Origin of the sequence: Salinimicrobium profundisediminis (assembly GCF_026241755.1) — a bacterium.
GTDB lineage: Bacteria > Bacteroidota > Bacteroidia > Flavobacteriales > Flavobacteriaceae > Salinimicrobium > Salinimicrobium profundisediminis.
The window spans coordinates 1-13,957 of record NZ_JAPJDA010000004.1; the positions used below are offsets into that span (position 1 = coordinate 1).

The following is a 13,957-nucleotide window of genomic DNA, read 5'->3' on the forward strand; positions in this document are numbered from 1 at the left end:
CCAGGAACTCCATAAAATCTTCTCCTATTTCTTTGCTGTGAGCTTCGGCTGCTTCCTCTTTGGTCACATAAGTGGTAGACTTTGTGTATTCGGCCAGGGCAATGGTCTTGTTAAGCTGGGTGATCTCCACTTCCTTCGCGGTGTCTTTAAGGTAAATGGTCAAAGCGATCTGCTCCTTGAAATGATCGGCTATTTTTTTGGTGTTGAGTACTAAAAGCCCCAGTAACCCAAGTAAAAACAGGACCAGCGCGATACTGATCACGACCGAAAAATAAGAGGAAATAAGACGTCTTTTTTGATATTTTTCAAAAGATGAACTCATAGGGCGGCTGCGTAAATTTGTGTAAAAATAAGAAAGTAAATCAATCCCTTTCTTTAAAACGCCCAAACTTTTCACTTTCGTACATTAACCGTATTTTTGCCCTTCCCTGAAGGTTTCCGGGAATGTAATAACGTGACGCTGAATCTGTAAAATGAGGTACAACTTCAACCAAATTGAAAAAAAATGGCAGGAGTACTGGGCAAAGAACCAGACTTTCAAGGCTGAGAATAATTCTGAAAAACCTAAATATTACGTGCTCGATATGTTTCCGTATCCTTCGGGAGCAGGGCTGCACGTTGGGCACCCGCTGGGTTATATTGCCAGTGATATCTATGCCCGCTATAAGAGGCATAAGGGATTTAATGTGCTGCACCCACAGGGATACGACAGTTTTGGTTTGCCTGCAGAGCAGTATGCCATACAAACAGGACAACACCCTGCCCTTACTACAGAGGCTAATATAAATCGCTATCGCGAACAGCTTGACCAGATAGGTTTCTCCTTTGACTGGAGCCGGGAGGTACGCACCAGCGAGCCAGATTATTACAAATGGACACAGTGGATCTTTATCCAGTTATTTGATTCCTGGTATGATTTTGAATCTGAAAAAGCCCGCCCTATAAGTGAACTGGAAGAGATCTTTGCTGCGGAAGGGAATAGCGGAGTGAATGCGGCTTGTGATGATGATGTAGAGCAGTTTACTGTAACACAATGGAATAATTTCTCTTCGGAAGAAAAACAAAAGCAATTGCTGAAGTACAGGCTGACGTATCTTGCTGAAACCGAAGTGAACTGGTGCCCGCAATTGGGAACTGTGCTCGCAAATGACGAGATCGTGAATGGTGTTTCCGAAAGGGGAGGCTACCCGGTAATCAGGAAAAAAATGACCCAGTGGAGCATGCGTATTTCAGCTTTTGCCGAGCGACTGCTGCAGGGGCTAAACGAGCTAGACTGGACAGAAAGTTTAAAGGAGAGTCAGCGGAATTGGATTGGGAAGTCGGTAGGGGCTCTTGTGGAATTCAAAGTTCAAGGTTCAGAGTTCAAGGTTCCGGTATTTACCACAAGACCCGATACAATATTTGGAGTCACATTCATGACCCTTGCTCCCGAGCACGAACTGGTGGAGAAGATCACTACTCCCGAGCATAAATCCGAAGTTGAAGCTTATGTACAGGCAACGGCTAAGCGCAGTGAGCGGGAAAGAATGGCCGATGTAAAGACCATTAGCGGTGTTTTTACAGGGGCCTATGCCGAGCATCCTTTTACAAAGGAGCCGGTGCCAATCTGGATTGGAGATTATGTGTTGGCCGGTTATGGAACAGGAGCCGTTATGGCGGTGCCATGTGGCGATCAACGAGATTACGAGTTTGCCAAACATTTTGATCTGCCAATCAGGAATATTTTTGAGAATGTGGATATTTCTGAAGAAGCTTATTCCGGGAAGGAAGGCACTGTGATCGCAAATTCAGATTTCCTTGACGGGCTCGAATACAAAGCAGCCCTTCAAAAAGCCATTTTAGAGCTGGAAAAGATTGGGCAGGGAAAAGGAAAAACTAATTACCGACTCAGAGATGCGGTGTTTAGCCGACAAAGATACTGGGGTGAGCCATTTCCGGTTTATTATGTGGAAGGGCTTCCGCAAATGATCGAAAAAGAGCATTTGCCGCTGCGTCTTCCCGAAGTAGAGAAATATCTACCGACGGAAACCGGGGAGCCGCCTTTAGGAAACGCTACAGACTGGGCGTGGGACACAGAAAAGAATGAAGTGGTAGAGAATTCAAAGATCGATCACAAAACTGTTTTTCCTCTTGAATTGAACACCATGCCCGGCTGGGCAGGTAGTTCCTGGTATTTATTCAGGTATATGGATCCTCAAAATGAAGAGCGCTTTGCTTCAGAAGAAGCTCTAGAATACTGGGAAAATGTCGACCTGTACATTGGAGGAAGTGAACACGCCACAGGGCACTTGTTATACTCGAGGTTCTGGACAAAATTTTTGAAAGACAGAGGCTTTTTGCCGGTAGAAGAACCTTTTAAGAAATTGATCAACCAGGGGATGATCCTTGGAACCAGTGCTTTTGTTTACAGGTTGGAAGGAGAGAATAAGTTTGTCTCTAAAAAGCTTTCTGAAGCACATAATGTACAGCCAATTCATGCCGATGTTTCGCTGGTCAATGCTTCAGATGAACTCGATATTGAAGGTTTTAAAAAGTGGCGACCGGAATTCGCAGATGCCGAATTCGTCACTGAAGACGGGAAATATATTGTAGGCCGCGAAGTCGAAAAAATGTCGAAATCCAAGTACAATGTGGTCAATCCAGATGATATTTGTGAGAATTACGGCGCCGATACTTTGAGGATGTACGAGATGTTCCTTGGTCCGTTGGAACAGGCAAAACCGTGGAATACCGCGGGCATTACAGGGGTGCACAACTTTTTGAAGAAGCTTTGGAAGCTTTATCACGATGAAGACAATAAGATTATTGTAAGTGACGGGAAAGCTTCAGCCGATTCTCTAAAGACGCTTCATAAGACGATCAAAAAGGTGACAGAAGATATTGAGAGCTTCAGCTTTAATACTTCGGTGAGTACATTTATGATATGCGTCAATGAACTGTCGGCTCAAAAATGCCATTTTAGAGAGGTAGTGGAGCCGCTGGCTATTCTTATTGCGCCTTATGCGCCGCATATTTCCGAAGAACTATGGGAAAAACTGGGGCATGACACATCGGTCACTACGGCAGCTTATCCTGTTTACGAAGAGAAATTCCTGGTAGAAAGCACAAAAGAATATCCAATTTCTTTCAACGGGAAGATGCGCTTCACCCTTGAACTGCCCCTCGATATGAGTAAAGACGAAATTGAGAAGACGGTGCTGGCTCACGAAAAAACACAACAACAGCTGGATGGCAGGGTGCCAAAAAAGGTAATTGTAGTGCCCGGTAAAATTGTGAATATAGTAGGTTAGATTCTTTTTTAAGCCGCAGCAGCAGCGGGATGCGACAAAAGTTCACATTTTGCTTCCAAAAATAAATTGGCCGGCTTTTTGTTATAAAGCTTCAACAAAATAACCTTTAAAACTATGATGGGATATTATATCATCGCCGGACTCATCTTTGTAGTGAGTCTTTATGTGAGTAACAAGTTAAAAAGCAAATTTAAGCATTACTCCAAGGTACATCTTCAAAACGGCATGAGTGGCCGGGAGATTGCCGAAAAAATGCTTCGCGATAATGGAATAACCGATGTAAGAGTAATTTCTACACCGGGACAATTGACAGATCATTACAATCCGTCAAAAAAGACAGTTAACCTTAGTGAAGCGGTTTATACGCAGCGTAACGCAGCGGCGGCTGCAGTAGCGGCACATGAGTGCGGCCATGCAATACAGCACGCAAAATCTTATAGCTGGCTGCAAATGAGAAGTAAACTTGTACCTGTGGTACAGGTTGCCTCACAGTTCTCGCAGTGGGCCATCTTTGGTGGATTGATCTTAATGACCATGGTATCTGTCGGGATAGGCCAAACGGTGCTATTGGTGGGGATTATTCTCTATGCAATGGGAACGCTGTTCAGTTTTATCACGCTGCCGGTAGAATATGATGCAAGTAAGAGAGCGTTAGTGTGGCTGGAAACAGGAAACATGCTGAATTCACAGGAGCACAAAGCTGCTGAAGATTCTCTTAAATGGGCCGCACGTACTTATGTAGTAGCAGCAATTGGTTCTTTGGCAACCTTGCTGTACTTTGTGAGCATTTATTTGGGAAGAGATTAATCAGGAGAAATAATAAAACAAAAAAAAGGACGCCGCGGGCGTCCTTTTTTTTGTTTTGAGTAATGCTGGTATTACTTAATCGTGCTTAATTCGTTCATCGATAAACTTAAGTGCAATACCATCTGTGCCCATAAGATCGAACATTTCTAAAATTCTGCGGAACTGGTTTTCTTCTTCCATTTGTTCCTGAACAAACCATTGCAGGAAGTTCTCTGATCCATAATCCTGAACCTTACGGCATTTGCTGACTATGTTGTGTATAGATTTTGAAATTTCGATTTCCTGATCCAGTGCGGTTTCAAAGATTTCCTGGAGAGAGCTATATTCGTGATTGATGTTGCTTACTTCAGGAGAATAAGCCGTTCCACCGTTATCATTGATGAATTTGAAGATTTTGAGCATGTGCTCCCGTTCTTCGGCCGATTGTTTGTAAAAGAATTCGGCACTATTCGTTAGTCCGTTGTGATCACACCAGGAGGCCATGGCAAGATAAATTGCCGCTGAATGTGCCTCTTTGGAAATCTGCTCATTCAGCAGGTCCATCACATCTACATTAATTCCTATTTTTTGCCTTACTATATCTTTCATATCTATTCTTTTTTTTAAAAATACGAAAAGAAAAGGGCTTTTTGAGACAGAAGCCGAATTTATACTTGATCTAAATTCAAAGACAGCCTAGTGGCTCACCAGGGAATTTAATTCCAGGATGCCAAAAGTAGATCTTAGAAGCTCTTTTAGATCAATGACCTGTAAGGTGTCAAACACAAACAAATGTTCGCGGTTACACAGGGTAATAACTTCAATCCCGTTGTAGTTAAGATCCTTATCGAAGTGAGAAGAAATATCGATGCGCTGTACCTTTTGCCTCATCGCCAGGAGTTGGCAAAAACTAAACTTTACCTGTTTGTGGCCGAAGTCGATGTAAAAGCAACGACTGCGATCGCATTGGTAAGAGGTAAAGTAATATGATTTGTACAGCAGGTTCATTCGGTAGCAAATGTATATCTTATTCAGAATTGTTCCAAATAAACAAAGCTAAAACTCCAAAAACCTGATAAAGATCAATTACAAAGTATTTATCTTCAATTTCCTACCTCTCCGAAAGGGTTATATCCCAGGTATGAATGTTCTTCTTCCCTAAAGGTAATTCCGTTTTCGGCCAGTTCCTTTAGAATTGGGTCATACACTTCTTTAGTGATGGGTAGTTGCACGCCTGGAGTTGATATTGTTCCGTTGAGGATTTTTAAAGCGGCAATGGCTACAGGTAAACCAACGGTTCGTGCCATGGCAGTTCGGGTTTGATCTTGCCCAATATTTACCATGGTGGCATCAATTTGCCTTTGTTCACCATTAATCTCGTACCCAAATTTGTGGTACATAACGATCATGTCTTTATCCTCTGGTGAAAGAGACCATTTTTCGGTTAATATCTTCTGAAGGATCTCTGCCGGGGTAGCGTTTTTTAAACCAACTTTTTTGTCAGGGTTGAAGATATCGAGTTCCAGAAGCTTGTCCCACATAATGTCGTCCTGATCGATCTTCAGGTTATGCCTGAATTTTAATTCGACAGAATCTGTTGGTGAGTAGGGGAGAAAAGAATTCACAAAATCGCGGTAGCTCATTGCTTCGGAATTCTCCATAGTGTAACTGTCGTCTGTCATGCCCAGTTGTACAAACATATTCCAGGCCCGGCTGAAACCAACGCGACGAATGGTTCCGCGGTAAAGCGTAAGGATTTCATCCAGTCCATAGATGCTTTTGTATTTTAAGGAATTGCGGTTGGCATAGACTTCAAATTTTCCGTAGTCTTTTACCTCGAGAAATTCGGTTCTTCTAAAAAGGCGGTTATAAGGGATGTACTTGAACTTTCCCTCCTGCAGGAACTTTGCCACTCCGCCCTGTCCTGCCACTACAACATTGCGCGGATTCCAGGTGAACTTGTAGTTCCAAAGGTTCGTATCACTTTCGGGTGCTACGAGTCCGCCGGTAAAAGATTCAAAAAGCAGCATTTTCCCTCCCTGTTCTCTTATGCGATCTATAACCTGCATAGCACTCATATGGTCAATACCGGGGTCTACGCCAATTTCATTCATAAAGACGAGCCCCTTGTCTTTAACAGCATCATCCAGCTGCTGCATCTCTTCACTTATGTAAGAAGCCGTAACCATGTTCTTGCCATAAGCAAGGCAATCTTTAGCCACTTCAATATGAAAACGGGCCGGGAGCATGGAGATCACGATATCGGCATTTTGGACAGCTTTCTCTCTTTCCTCTCTCTTGAAAATGTCGAGTTGGGTGGCTTTTGCCCTGGGATGGTCTCCGGCTAACTTTTGAGCATTTTCAACTTCGAGGTCTCCTATGATAATTTGAAGATCTTCGGGTTCCGATTTTTTTAGTAAATATTCAATGAGGACAGAGGTAGATTTTCCTGCACCTATGATAAGAATCTTGCGCATAAGGCTAAACTTTGAGTATGTTTGTTAATTGTTTGGATAACGAATGTAATTAATTGAGAGCGTCTTTTAAAATTATACTATGAACAGGAGATTATTGATCACAGGAGCATTGTTTGGAGTTATAGCTATTATACTTGGGGCTTTTGCCGCTCATGGGTTAAAATCACTTCTTTCTCTGGAGAGTATTCAGACCTTTGAAGCCGGAGTTAAATATCAGATGTACAGCGCTTTATTTCTTCTTATCCTGGGAGGGTTACCAATAGCGCCAGAAAAAGTTAAAAGAATTTGCTTCTACTTAACACTTTTTGGGGTTTGCTTTTTTTCAGGTTCTATTTATCTTTTGGCTACTAACAGCCTCACTTCTTTTGATTTCAGGACTATTGCCCTCATAACTCCCATTGGTGGTTCTTTGATGATCATTGCATGGATTGTGTTGCTAATCAGCTTCTTTAAGTTAAAAAAGAAATAAAAGAATTTAGCCTCAGCTGATTCTTTACAAGTTTTTCTACTTTTGTTGACCTAAACAAACCACTCAACTAAACTTTTTATGTTGGCTAAAAAACGACTTACGAAAACGATTGCGCTAGAACAGTATGGTATTAATGATGCAGAAGTTCACTATCAACTTTCTCCAAAAGACCTACATGACATTACTATTGAAAAAGGTCAGGGGGTAGAAGCTTCGTCTGGAGCTTTGGCAGTAAACACTGGGGAATTTACAGGAAGATCGCCCAAAGACAGGTTTATTGTTGAAGATGACATTACCAAAGACAGGGTTTGGTGGGGAAATATAAATATTCCCTTTGATCCCGATAAATTTGATGCCCTTTACAATAAGGTAGCCGATTATCTTTCTGGAAAAGAAGTCTTTGCGAGAGACTCATACGCCTGTGCTGATGAAGATTACAGGCTGAATATTAGAGTAGTAAATGAATATCCGTGGTCAAACCTCTTTGCCTATAACATGTTCTTACGTCCTGAAGAAAGTGAACTGGATGATTTCAAGGAAGACTGGCTGGTATTAAATGCCCCCGGTTTTATGGCCGATCCTGAAGTGGATGGAACCCGGCAGCACAATTTTGCCATTTTGAACTTTACAAAAAAGATTGCCCTCATTGGAGGAACAGGGTATACGGGTGAAATTAAAAAGGGTATTTTTTCGGCCCTCAATTTCATACTGCCAATTGATAAAAACACTTTACCCATGCACTGTTCTGCGAATGTGGGAGAAGAAGGAGATACGGCAATTTTCTTCGGCCTTTCGGGAACCGGAAAAACCACGCTTTCTGCCGATCCTGAAAGAAGGCTTATTGGAGATGACGAGCATGGCTGGACCAAAGAGAACCGGGTCTTTAATTTTGAAGGCGGCTGCTATGCAAAAGTCATCAACCTCACCGAAGAGAATGAACCGGACATATTCAGGGCTATTAAAAAAGGAGCTATTCTCGAAAATGTCATTTTGGATGAAAATGGAGAGGTAGACTTTGAAAATACCGAAATTACCCAGAACACCAGGGTGAGTTACCCAATTGATCATATTGACAATATTCAGGAGCCTTCTATTGGTGAAAATCCAAAAAATATCTTCTTTCTCACAGCCGATGCTTTTGGGGTCTTGCCTCCAATAAGCAAGCTTACGCCGGGGCAGGCAGCCTATCACTTTATAAGTGGGTACACTGCAAAGGTAGCAGGTACCGAAGCAGGTGTAGATGAGCCTATTCCAAGCTTCTCTGCTTGTTTTGGCGCACCTTTTATGCCGTTACACCCCACGCGCTATGCCGAAATGCTGAGTGCAAAGATGAAAGAGAACAATACAAATGTGTGGCTGGTAAACACCGGCTGGACTGGCGGGCCTTATGGAGTGGGATCCAGGATGAAGTTGCGCTATACCAGGGAGATGATCTCTTCGTCACTTGAAGGAAAGCTTGAGAACGTAGATTATATTGAGCATCCGGTATTTGGGCTGCAGATGCCGGTGGAATGTGAGAACGTACCTTCTGAAGTACTCAATCCCCGAAATACCTGGAAAGATAAAGAAGCTTATGACCGAAAGGCCAATCAACTTGCCGAATCTTTTCAAAAGAATTTTGAGAAATTCCAGGCGCAGGCTAATGAAGAAATACTTTCAGGTGCTCCCAAAGTATCTTAAGAATTACATAGATAGACATAAAAAAACCGGCAACTGCCGGTTTTTTTTATGTCCAATTTTTCAGGATCTAATGAGCCTTTTTATTTTGTTCCTTGATGTATTTTTCAAGAGCCATGGTCATGGAAGGTGTTTCAGGCGTTGGCGCCTGAATATTCACAACCAGTCCGTGGTCTTTTGCAGCCTTTACCGTAGTGTTTCCAAAAACAGCAATTTTGGTGTCATTTTGTTTAAAATCGGGAAAATTCTCAAATAGGGATTTGATTCCGCTGGGGCTAAAGAACACCAGGATATCATAAAATACTTCCCTAAGGTGAGAAAGATCACTCACAACGGTTTTGTAGAAAACAGCTTTTTTCCAATCCACCCCAAGCTTATTCAGGGTTTTTGGCACATCTGGCTTCAGCATATCTGAAGATGGCAGGAGGAATTTTTCGTTTTTGTACTTCTTAATAAGGGGAGAAAGTTCAGCAAAAGTCCTTTTTCCGACGTAAATTTTCCGCTTGCGGTAAACTACGTACTTCTGCAGGTAATAAGCAACGGCCTCGCTCTGGCAAAAGTATTTTAAAGTATCGGGAACTTTAAATCGCATCTCTTCAGCAATTCTAAAGAAATGGTCAACAGAATTACGACTGGTAAGGATAATTGCTGTATAATTTGAAAGGTCTACCTTTTGCTGTCTTACATCCTTGGAAGAAACGCCCTCAACGTGGATAAACGGGATAAAATCTATTTTTACTTTTTGTTTTTCTTCAAGATCAAAATAAGGAGAATTTTCAACCTTCGGCTCTGGTTGAGATACCAGAATTGTTTTCACTTTCATATACATATTTTTTATTCACCCTGGAACTTGGTAACCAGCTTATATAAAATATAATAGGGTCCAATTTCAAGAGCGCAAAGATACAAAATAAAATAAAACCAATGGGTCGCAATGTACTGTCGGTTTTTGATAAAAATGCTGAGCAGGGTAATCAAATTCATAAGTAAAATAAGTCCCAGCAAAATGTAGAGCACCAGCCTTGTTGGTTCCCATGTATATATAAAAAATATAGAAACAGGGAGTAATATCAAGGCCATGAAATTGCGGTAACTAAGTTTGTAGAACAGGTAGTAGTTCATTTTATCATTGACTGAAACTACATCTGCCAGAATCTTTTCCAGGGAAAACTTGAGCAGCACAAAAGTCGTATATGCAGTAATTATCCTTAAGAAGGTTACCATTGGCCTCTCAGGGTAAGCATCGGTAAAAGTGAGGTAGTAAATAAAGATAAACAGGCCTGCCGAGACCACATTCACAACAAAAAGAAGTACGTTAAATGGATGAAAAAGATTGGGGTCTTTTCCCTTTAAAAGAAGGTACTTATCTGTAGCGAAAAGCATGCTAAAGTGGGCAAACCTTTGAGTGAACGCATACCTGGCCACCACCAGCAGTACCAATACCAGTAAGAGTAGGAGGGTGATCCAGTCTTGAGAAACCGCATGTCTTTCTATTACTTCCAAGCAGGAGAATTTTCTACAAAGGTAGGATTAATACGATTAAAAGAAGTTTTAAAAAACCATCCTAAACTTTAAAAATAGTTACATTTGTCCAAAAGAATTTTATGCCAGATGGGATTGTTATAATACCCACCTACAACGAAAAAGAAAATATTGAAAAGATCATTAAAAATGTCTTTTCTCTTCAGCGCGATTTTCACGTTTTGGTGGTGGATGATAATTCTCCCGATCAAACCTCCAGAATAGTCAGGTCTCTGCAATCGGTCTATGAGAATAGGTTATTCCTGATTGAAAGGGAAGGGAAATCTGGTTTGGGTACGGCGTATATCAAAGGTTTTGAATGGGTTTTGGAACGGGATTATAAGTACATCTTTCAAATGGATGCCGATTTTTCCCACAATCCCAACGATTTGATACGCCTCTATAATGCCTGTAAGCGGGGTGGAGCCCAGGTAGCGATTGGCTCCCGGTATAAAACCGGGGTTAATGTGGTAAACTGGCCCATGAGCAGGGTGCTTTTATCCTGGCTGGCCTCAAAATATGTACGCTTCATAACAGCAATGCCTGTAGAAGATACCACGGCAGGTTTTGTTTGCTATGATAGAGAAGTGCTTGAGAGGATTCACCTTGATAAAATTAAATTTGTTGGTTATGCTTTTCAAATTGAAATGAAATTCAAAGCTTACCTGGCAAAGTTCAACATCGTGGAAGTGCCGGTAGTTTTTACCGACAGAACCCGCGGAACATCAAAAATGAGTGGTTCAATTATATGGGAAGCTGTTTTTGGAGTGATAAAAATGAAAATAAACAGTCTGTTTAATAAGATGACAATATAATGAAGAAGGTATTAATTAAGAATGCAAAAATTGTCAATGAAGGTGCTATCGTTGAAGGAGATGTTTTTATTGAAGATGGAATTATTAAAGAGATCGCTTCAAGTATAAGTGCCAAATCTCCTAACCTTACTATCGTCGATGCCGAAGGCAATTACCTTATACCTGGGGTTATTGATGATCAGGTGCATTTCAGGGAGCCGGGGCTTACCCACAAAGAAACAATTGAAACAGGTTCAAAAGCAGCTGTGGCAGGTGGTATTACTTCTTTCATAGAAATGCCCAATACCCAGCCGCAAACCACCACTATAGAACTTCTTGAAGAAAAATATAAACTGGCAGAGGCTACCTCTTACGCCAATTATGCCTTTATGTTTGGAGGTACTAATGATAATCTTGAGGAGATCAAGAAAATAGACCCCAAAACAGTGCCGGCCCTCAAACTTTTTCTGGGCTCCTCTACGGGGAATATGTTGGTAGACGATGAAAAAGTGCTGGAGAAAATCTTCAAAGAATCTCCTGTGCTCATTGCAGCGCATTGTGAAGATGAAAAAACCATTCAGGAGAATCTACAGAAATATACAGCGGAGTATGGAGATGATATTCCGGTAGAGCTGCATCCTAAAATTCGCAGTGAAGAAGCCTGTTATATTTCTTCATCAAAAGCTGTTGCATTAGCTAAAAAAACCGGGGCGAGATTACACGTTTTCCATCTTTCTACGGCAAAAGAACTCAAGTTGTTCGACAGTAAAAAGCCGCTTAAAGATAAAATGATCACTGCCGAAGTTTGTGTGCACCACCTTTGGTTCAATGATGAAGATTACGGGAAAAAGGGAACTTTCATAAAATGGAACCCTGCTGTAAAGACACAAAAAGATCAGGAAGCTCTCTTAAAAGGGCTAATTGAAGACAAGATAGATGTTATCGCGACAGACCATGCGCCGCATACCCGTGAGGAAAAGAAAAACGTGTACACCAAGGCTCCAAGCGGCGGCCCGTTAGTGCAACACGCTCTCCCTGCAATGCTGCAGATGTATCACCAGGGCAAAATTTCACTGGAGAAAATTGTAGAGAAAATGTGCCATAACCCCGCTATTCTTTTTGATATTGAAAAAAGAGGGTTTATAAGAGAGGGCTACAAGGCCGATCTTGTACTTGTTGATCTCAATGCTCCATGGGCTGTACAGCCTGGAAATACGCTGTATAAATGTGGCTGGTCTCCCTTTGAAGGCACTACTTTCAAATCGCGGGTAACTCACACCTTTGTAAATGGAAATTTAGTTTACAAGAATTTCAATTTCACTCCTTTTGTACAAGCCGAAAGATTAAAATTTGACAGGTAGCATGAGAAAGGTCTTCACCATTTTAGGGGTCTTTTTAATGCTGGTTTCCTGCCAGGAAATCAACCGTACTCCAAAACCAGATAATCTAATTGCTGAAGATAAGATGGTTGAGGTGCTCACAGAACTTTCCCTGCTTCATGGTGCCAGGAGCTACAACAAAACTCTTATGGAAGAAAAAGGGGTGAATGCATACCCTTATCTTACCAAAAAATACGGCATAGACAGTACCCAGCTGGCGCAAAGCAATGAGTACTACGCGCAGAACTACAAGCAGTACGAAAAAATATATGAGAGGGTAAAGGAGAGGCTGGAGGCACTGATGGCCGAGTATGATTCCATTAGGGAAGTGGAGGAAAAAAGAAAAGATTCTCTTAGAGAAAATTCCGGAAATGGTACCCGGGATACTTTGATACGGCGCGAGTTTAGAAGGGATACTTCAGGATTGCTTGAGCCCGATCCCAGGCTTCCCATGCCTGTTTCAAAAAGCCGGGTTCAACGTTAAATTATTTCTGAAGGTCTTTTTTGTAGTAAGAAGCTGTTTTTTCTATTACTTCTGAAATAGGTTCAAATTCAAAATCTATTTGTTGCTTCAGTTTAGCTGAAGAATAAAACGTGTGTTCAAAAAGGCTTTTTTGAGACCTCTTTTCCAGTTGCTTTTCCCGGTTTGAAAATAAACCTCTTAGTTCCTGCCACAACCATCCGGTAAGTACCATCCATCTTTTTAGTGCTTTTGATGGTGCTGGTCTTCCAAGGGAACTAGCCGTCATAGAAAAAACTGTCTTGAACGAAAGGTTTTCAGAAACCACTATGAATTCGTCATTTTTGACAGGGGAAACCATCAGTTCCCGGGCAATTCTTACCACATCCCAAACGCCGACAAAGCCGGTGGTTTTTGGAACAAAGTAATCGAGGCCGCTGTGTATCTTTTCGAAGATTTTACCGCTGCCACTGCTCCAAAATCCGGGGCCAATAATGATCCCGGGCTTCACAATAACCACAGGAACACCTTCCTGGCTTGCACGCCACACTTCCATCTCTGCGCCATATTTGGTAATGGCATACATGCTGTGGCTAAGTTCTTTGTTCCAGAAAGAAACTTCAGTGATCTCCTTTTCGCCGGGTTTCTGGTCTAAAGTGGCAATAGAACTTACATAACAAAGTTTCTCCACTTCATTTGCGATACAAAGGTTTACAACATTAGCTGTGCCTTCAATGTTCACCTTCCGCAGTAAAGCATCTTTAGAAGTGTCAAAAGAGACCAGTGCCGCACAATGATAAACCTGATGAATATCTTTAAAGGCGTTATTTAAAGAGGGGATGTCTGTGATATCGGCTTGAACCCATTCAATCGAAGAAAAGAGGGTGTTTGCTTCAGGTTGGGAATTCGTGTAGGAAAAAACTTTTTTTACGGCTTCTAAGCTTGCTTCTGTACGATAGATCGCACGAACAGATTTTCCTGCTTTAACAAGATCAAGCAGCAAATGTGAACCTACCAAGCCTGTGCCTCCGGTGACTAGAATCATGAGGTAAATATAGCTAAAACCGCTTAGGAAAAATGAAGCTTTATGGTATCTTTACGGCT

Annotated in this window: 14 protein-coding genes; 7 read left to right on the top strand and 7 right to left on the bottom strand. The window is 41.7% G+C overall.

Annotated elements, in window-relative coordinates:
• Positions 1-322 (bottom strand): permease-like cell division protein FtsX (locus tag OQ279_RS03095; protein WP_266068328.1); only part of this gene is annotated, 322 nt, incomplete at its 3' end.
• A 151-nt stretch (positions 323-473) separates the two neighbouring features.
• On the opposite strand from OQ279_RS03095, the gene leuS reads away from it, so the two are divergent.
• On the top strand, positions 474-3,290 hold the full coding sequence (gene leuS / locus OQ279_RS03100; RefSeq protein WP_266068329.1) for a leucine--tRNA ligase: 2,817 nt from the start codon (positions 474-476) through the stop codon (positions 3,288-3,290).
• Positions 3,291-3,404: 114 nt separating this feature from the next.
• Entirely contained in the window at positions 3,405-4,097 is a 693-nt protein-coding gene (locus OQ279_RS03105; RefSeq protein ID WP_266068330.1) for a zinc metallopeptidase, read from the top strand.
• A 75-nt stretch (positions 4,098-4,172) separates the two neighbouring features.
• On the opposite strand, the gene OQ279_RS03110 is transcribed toward OQ279_RS03105, so the two are convergent.
• From OQ279_RS03110 to OQ279_RS03120, 3 genes are all read right to left on the bottom strand, one after another.
• Positions 4,173-4,685 (bottom strand): ferritin, encoded by a 513-nt coding sequence (locus OQ279_RS03110; RefSeq protein WP_266068331.1) that lies wholly within the window; start codon positions 4,683-4,685, stop codon positions 4,173-4,175.
• An 87-nt stretch (positions 4,686-4,772) separates the two neighbouring features.
• Complete coding sequence (locus OQ279_RS03115) at positions 4,773-4,967, bottom strand: hypothetical protein (RefSeq protein WP_266068332.1); 195 nt, start codon at positions 4,965-4,967, stop codon at positions 4,773-4,775.
• A 212-nt stretch (positions 4,968-5,179) separates the two neighbouring features.
• On the bottom strand, positions 5,180-6,553 hold the full coding sequence (locus OQ279_RS03120) for a saccharopine dehydrogenase family protein (protein WP_266068333.1): 1,374 nt from the start codon (positions 6,551-6,553) through the stop codon (positions 5,180-5,182).
• Positions 6,554-6,632: 79 nt separating this feature from the next.
• Between OQ279_RS03120 and OQ279_RS03125 the strand changes: the two genes are divergently transcribed.
• Positions 6,633-7,022: a DUF423 domain-containing protein gene (locus tag OQ279_RS03125; protein WP_266068334.1), complete on the top strand. Its 390-nt coding sequence runs from the start codon at positions 6,633-6,635 to the stop codon at positions 7,020-7,022.
• A 78-nt stretch (positions 7,023-7,100) separates the two neighbouring features.
• Positions 7,101-8,702, top strand: a complete 1,602-nt coding sequence (gene pckA, locus OQ279_RS03130) for a phosphoenolpyruvate carboxykinase (ATP) (protein ID WP_266068335.1) — start codon at positions 7,101-7,103, stop codon at positions 8,700-8,702.
• A 67-nt stretch (positions 8,703-8,769) separates the two neighbouring features.
• Here pckA and OQ279_RS03135 read toward each other — a convergent pair whose 3' ends face one another.
• Together OQ279_RS03135 and OQ279_RS03140 are read right to left on the bottom strand one after the other, a co-directional pair.
• The gene (locus OQ279_RS03135) at positions 8,770-9,522 is read right to left on the bottom strand and encodes a uroporphyrinogen-III synthase (RefSeq protein WP_266068336.1); all 753 of its coding nucleotides are present in this window, start codon (positions 9,520-9,522) and stop codon (positions 8,770-8,772) included.
• 11 nt (positions 9,523-9,533) lie between these two features.
• Complete coding sequence (locus tag OQ279_RS03140; RefSeq protein WP_266068337.1) at positions 9,534-10,202, bottom strand: DUF4271 domain-containing protein; 669 nt, start codon at positions 10,200-10,202, stop codon at positions 9,534-9,536.
• 101 nt (positions 10,203-10,303) lie between these two features.
• Between OQ279_RS03140 and OQ279_RS03145 the strand changes: the two genes are divergently transcribed.
• From OQ279_RS03145 to OQ279_RS03155, 3 genes are read left to right on the top strand one after another with little or no spacing between them, the layout of a single operon-like run.
• Positions 10,304-11,035: a polyprenol monophosphomannose synthase gene (locus OQ279_RS03145; RefSeq protein ID WP_266068339.1), complete on the top strand. Its 732-nt coding sequence runs from the start codon at positions 10,304-10,306 to the stop codon at positions 11,033-11,035.
• Positions 11,035-12,375, top strand: a complete 1,341-nt coding sequence (locus tag OQ279_RS03150) for a dihydroorotase (protein ID WP_266068340.1) — start codon at positions 11,035-11,037, stop codon at positions 12,373-12,375. The genes OQ279_RS03145 and OQ279_RS03150 overlap by 1 nt, the downstream gene beginning before the upstream one ends.
• 1 nt (position 12,376) lies before the next feature.
• Positions 12,377-12,877, top strand: a complete 501-nt coding sequence (locus tag OQ279_RS03155; protein WP_266068341.1) for a DUF4296 domain-containing protein — start codon at positions 12,377-12,379, stop codon at positions 12,875-12,877.
• Position 12,878: 1 nt separating this feature from the next.
• On the opposite strand, the gene OQ279_RS03160 is transcribed toward OQ279_RS03155, so the two are convergent.
• Positions 12,879-13,898, bottom strand: coding sequence for an SDR family oxidoreductase (locus OQ279_RS03160; RefSeq protein WP_266068342.1), 1,020 nt, complete (start codon positions 13,896-13,898; stop codon positions 12,879-12,881).
• Positions 13,899-13,957: the final 59 nt, after the last annotated feature.

Excerpts from the sequence above, each read along its gene's own strand:
- OQ279_RS03135 (WP_266068336.1), bottom strand. The coding sequence starts at position 9,522 with ATGAAAGTGAAAACAATTCTGGTATCTCAACCAGAGCCGAAGGTTGAA.
- leuS (WP_266068329.1), top strand. The coding sequence starts at position 474 with ATGAGGTACAACTTCAACCAAATTGAAAAAAAATGGCAGGAGTACTGG.
- OQ279_RS03155 (WP_266068341.1), top strand. The coding sequence starts at position 12,377 with ATGAGAAAGGTCTTCACCATTTTAGGGGTCTTTTTAATGCTGGTTTCC.
- OQ279_RS03120 (WP_266068333.1), bottom strand. The coding sequence starts at position 6,553 with ATGCGCAAGATTCTTATCATAGGTGCAGGAAAATCTACCTCTGTCCTC.
- OQ279_RS03150 (WP_266068340.1), top strand. The coding sequence starts at position 11,035 with ATGAAGAAGGTATTAATTAAGAATGCAAAAATTGTCAATGAAGGTGCT.
- OQ279_RS03105 (WP_266068330.1), top strand. The coding sequence starts at position 3,405 with ATGATGGGATATTATATCATCGCCGGACTCATCTTTGTAGTGAGTCTT.
- OQ279_RS03115 (WP_266068332.1), bottom strand. The coding sequence starts at position 4,967 with ATGAGGCAAAAGGTACAGCGCATCGATATTTCTTCTCACTTCGATAAG.
- OQ279_RS03160 (WP_266068342.1), bottom strand. The coding sequence starts at position 13,898 with ATGATTCTAGTCACCGGAGGCACAGGCTTGGTAGGTTCACATTTGCTG.
- OQ279_RS03145 (WP_266068339.1), top strand. The coding sequence starts at position 10,304 with ATGCCAGATGGGATTGTTATAATACCCACCTACAACGAAAAAGAAAAT.
- OQ279_RS03125 (WP_266068334.1), top strand. The coding sequence starts at position 6,633 with ATGAACAGGAGATTATTGATCACAGGAGCATTGTTTGGAGTTATAGCT.
- OQ279_RS03110 (WP_266068331.1), bottom strand. The coding sequence starts at position 4,685 with ATGAAAGATATAGTAAGGCAAAAAATAGGAATTAATGTAGATGTGATG.
- pckA (WP_266068335.1), top strand. The coding sequence starts at position 7,101 with ATGTTGGCTAAAAAACGACTTACGAAAACGATTGCGCTAGAACAGTAT.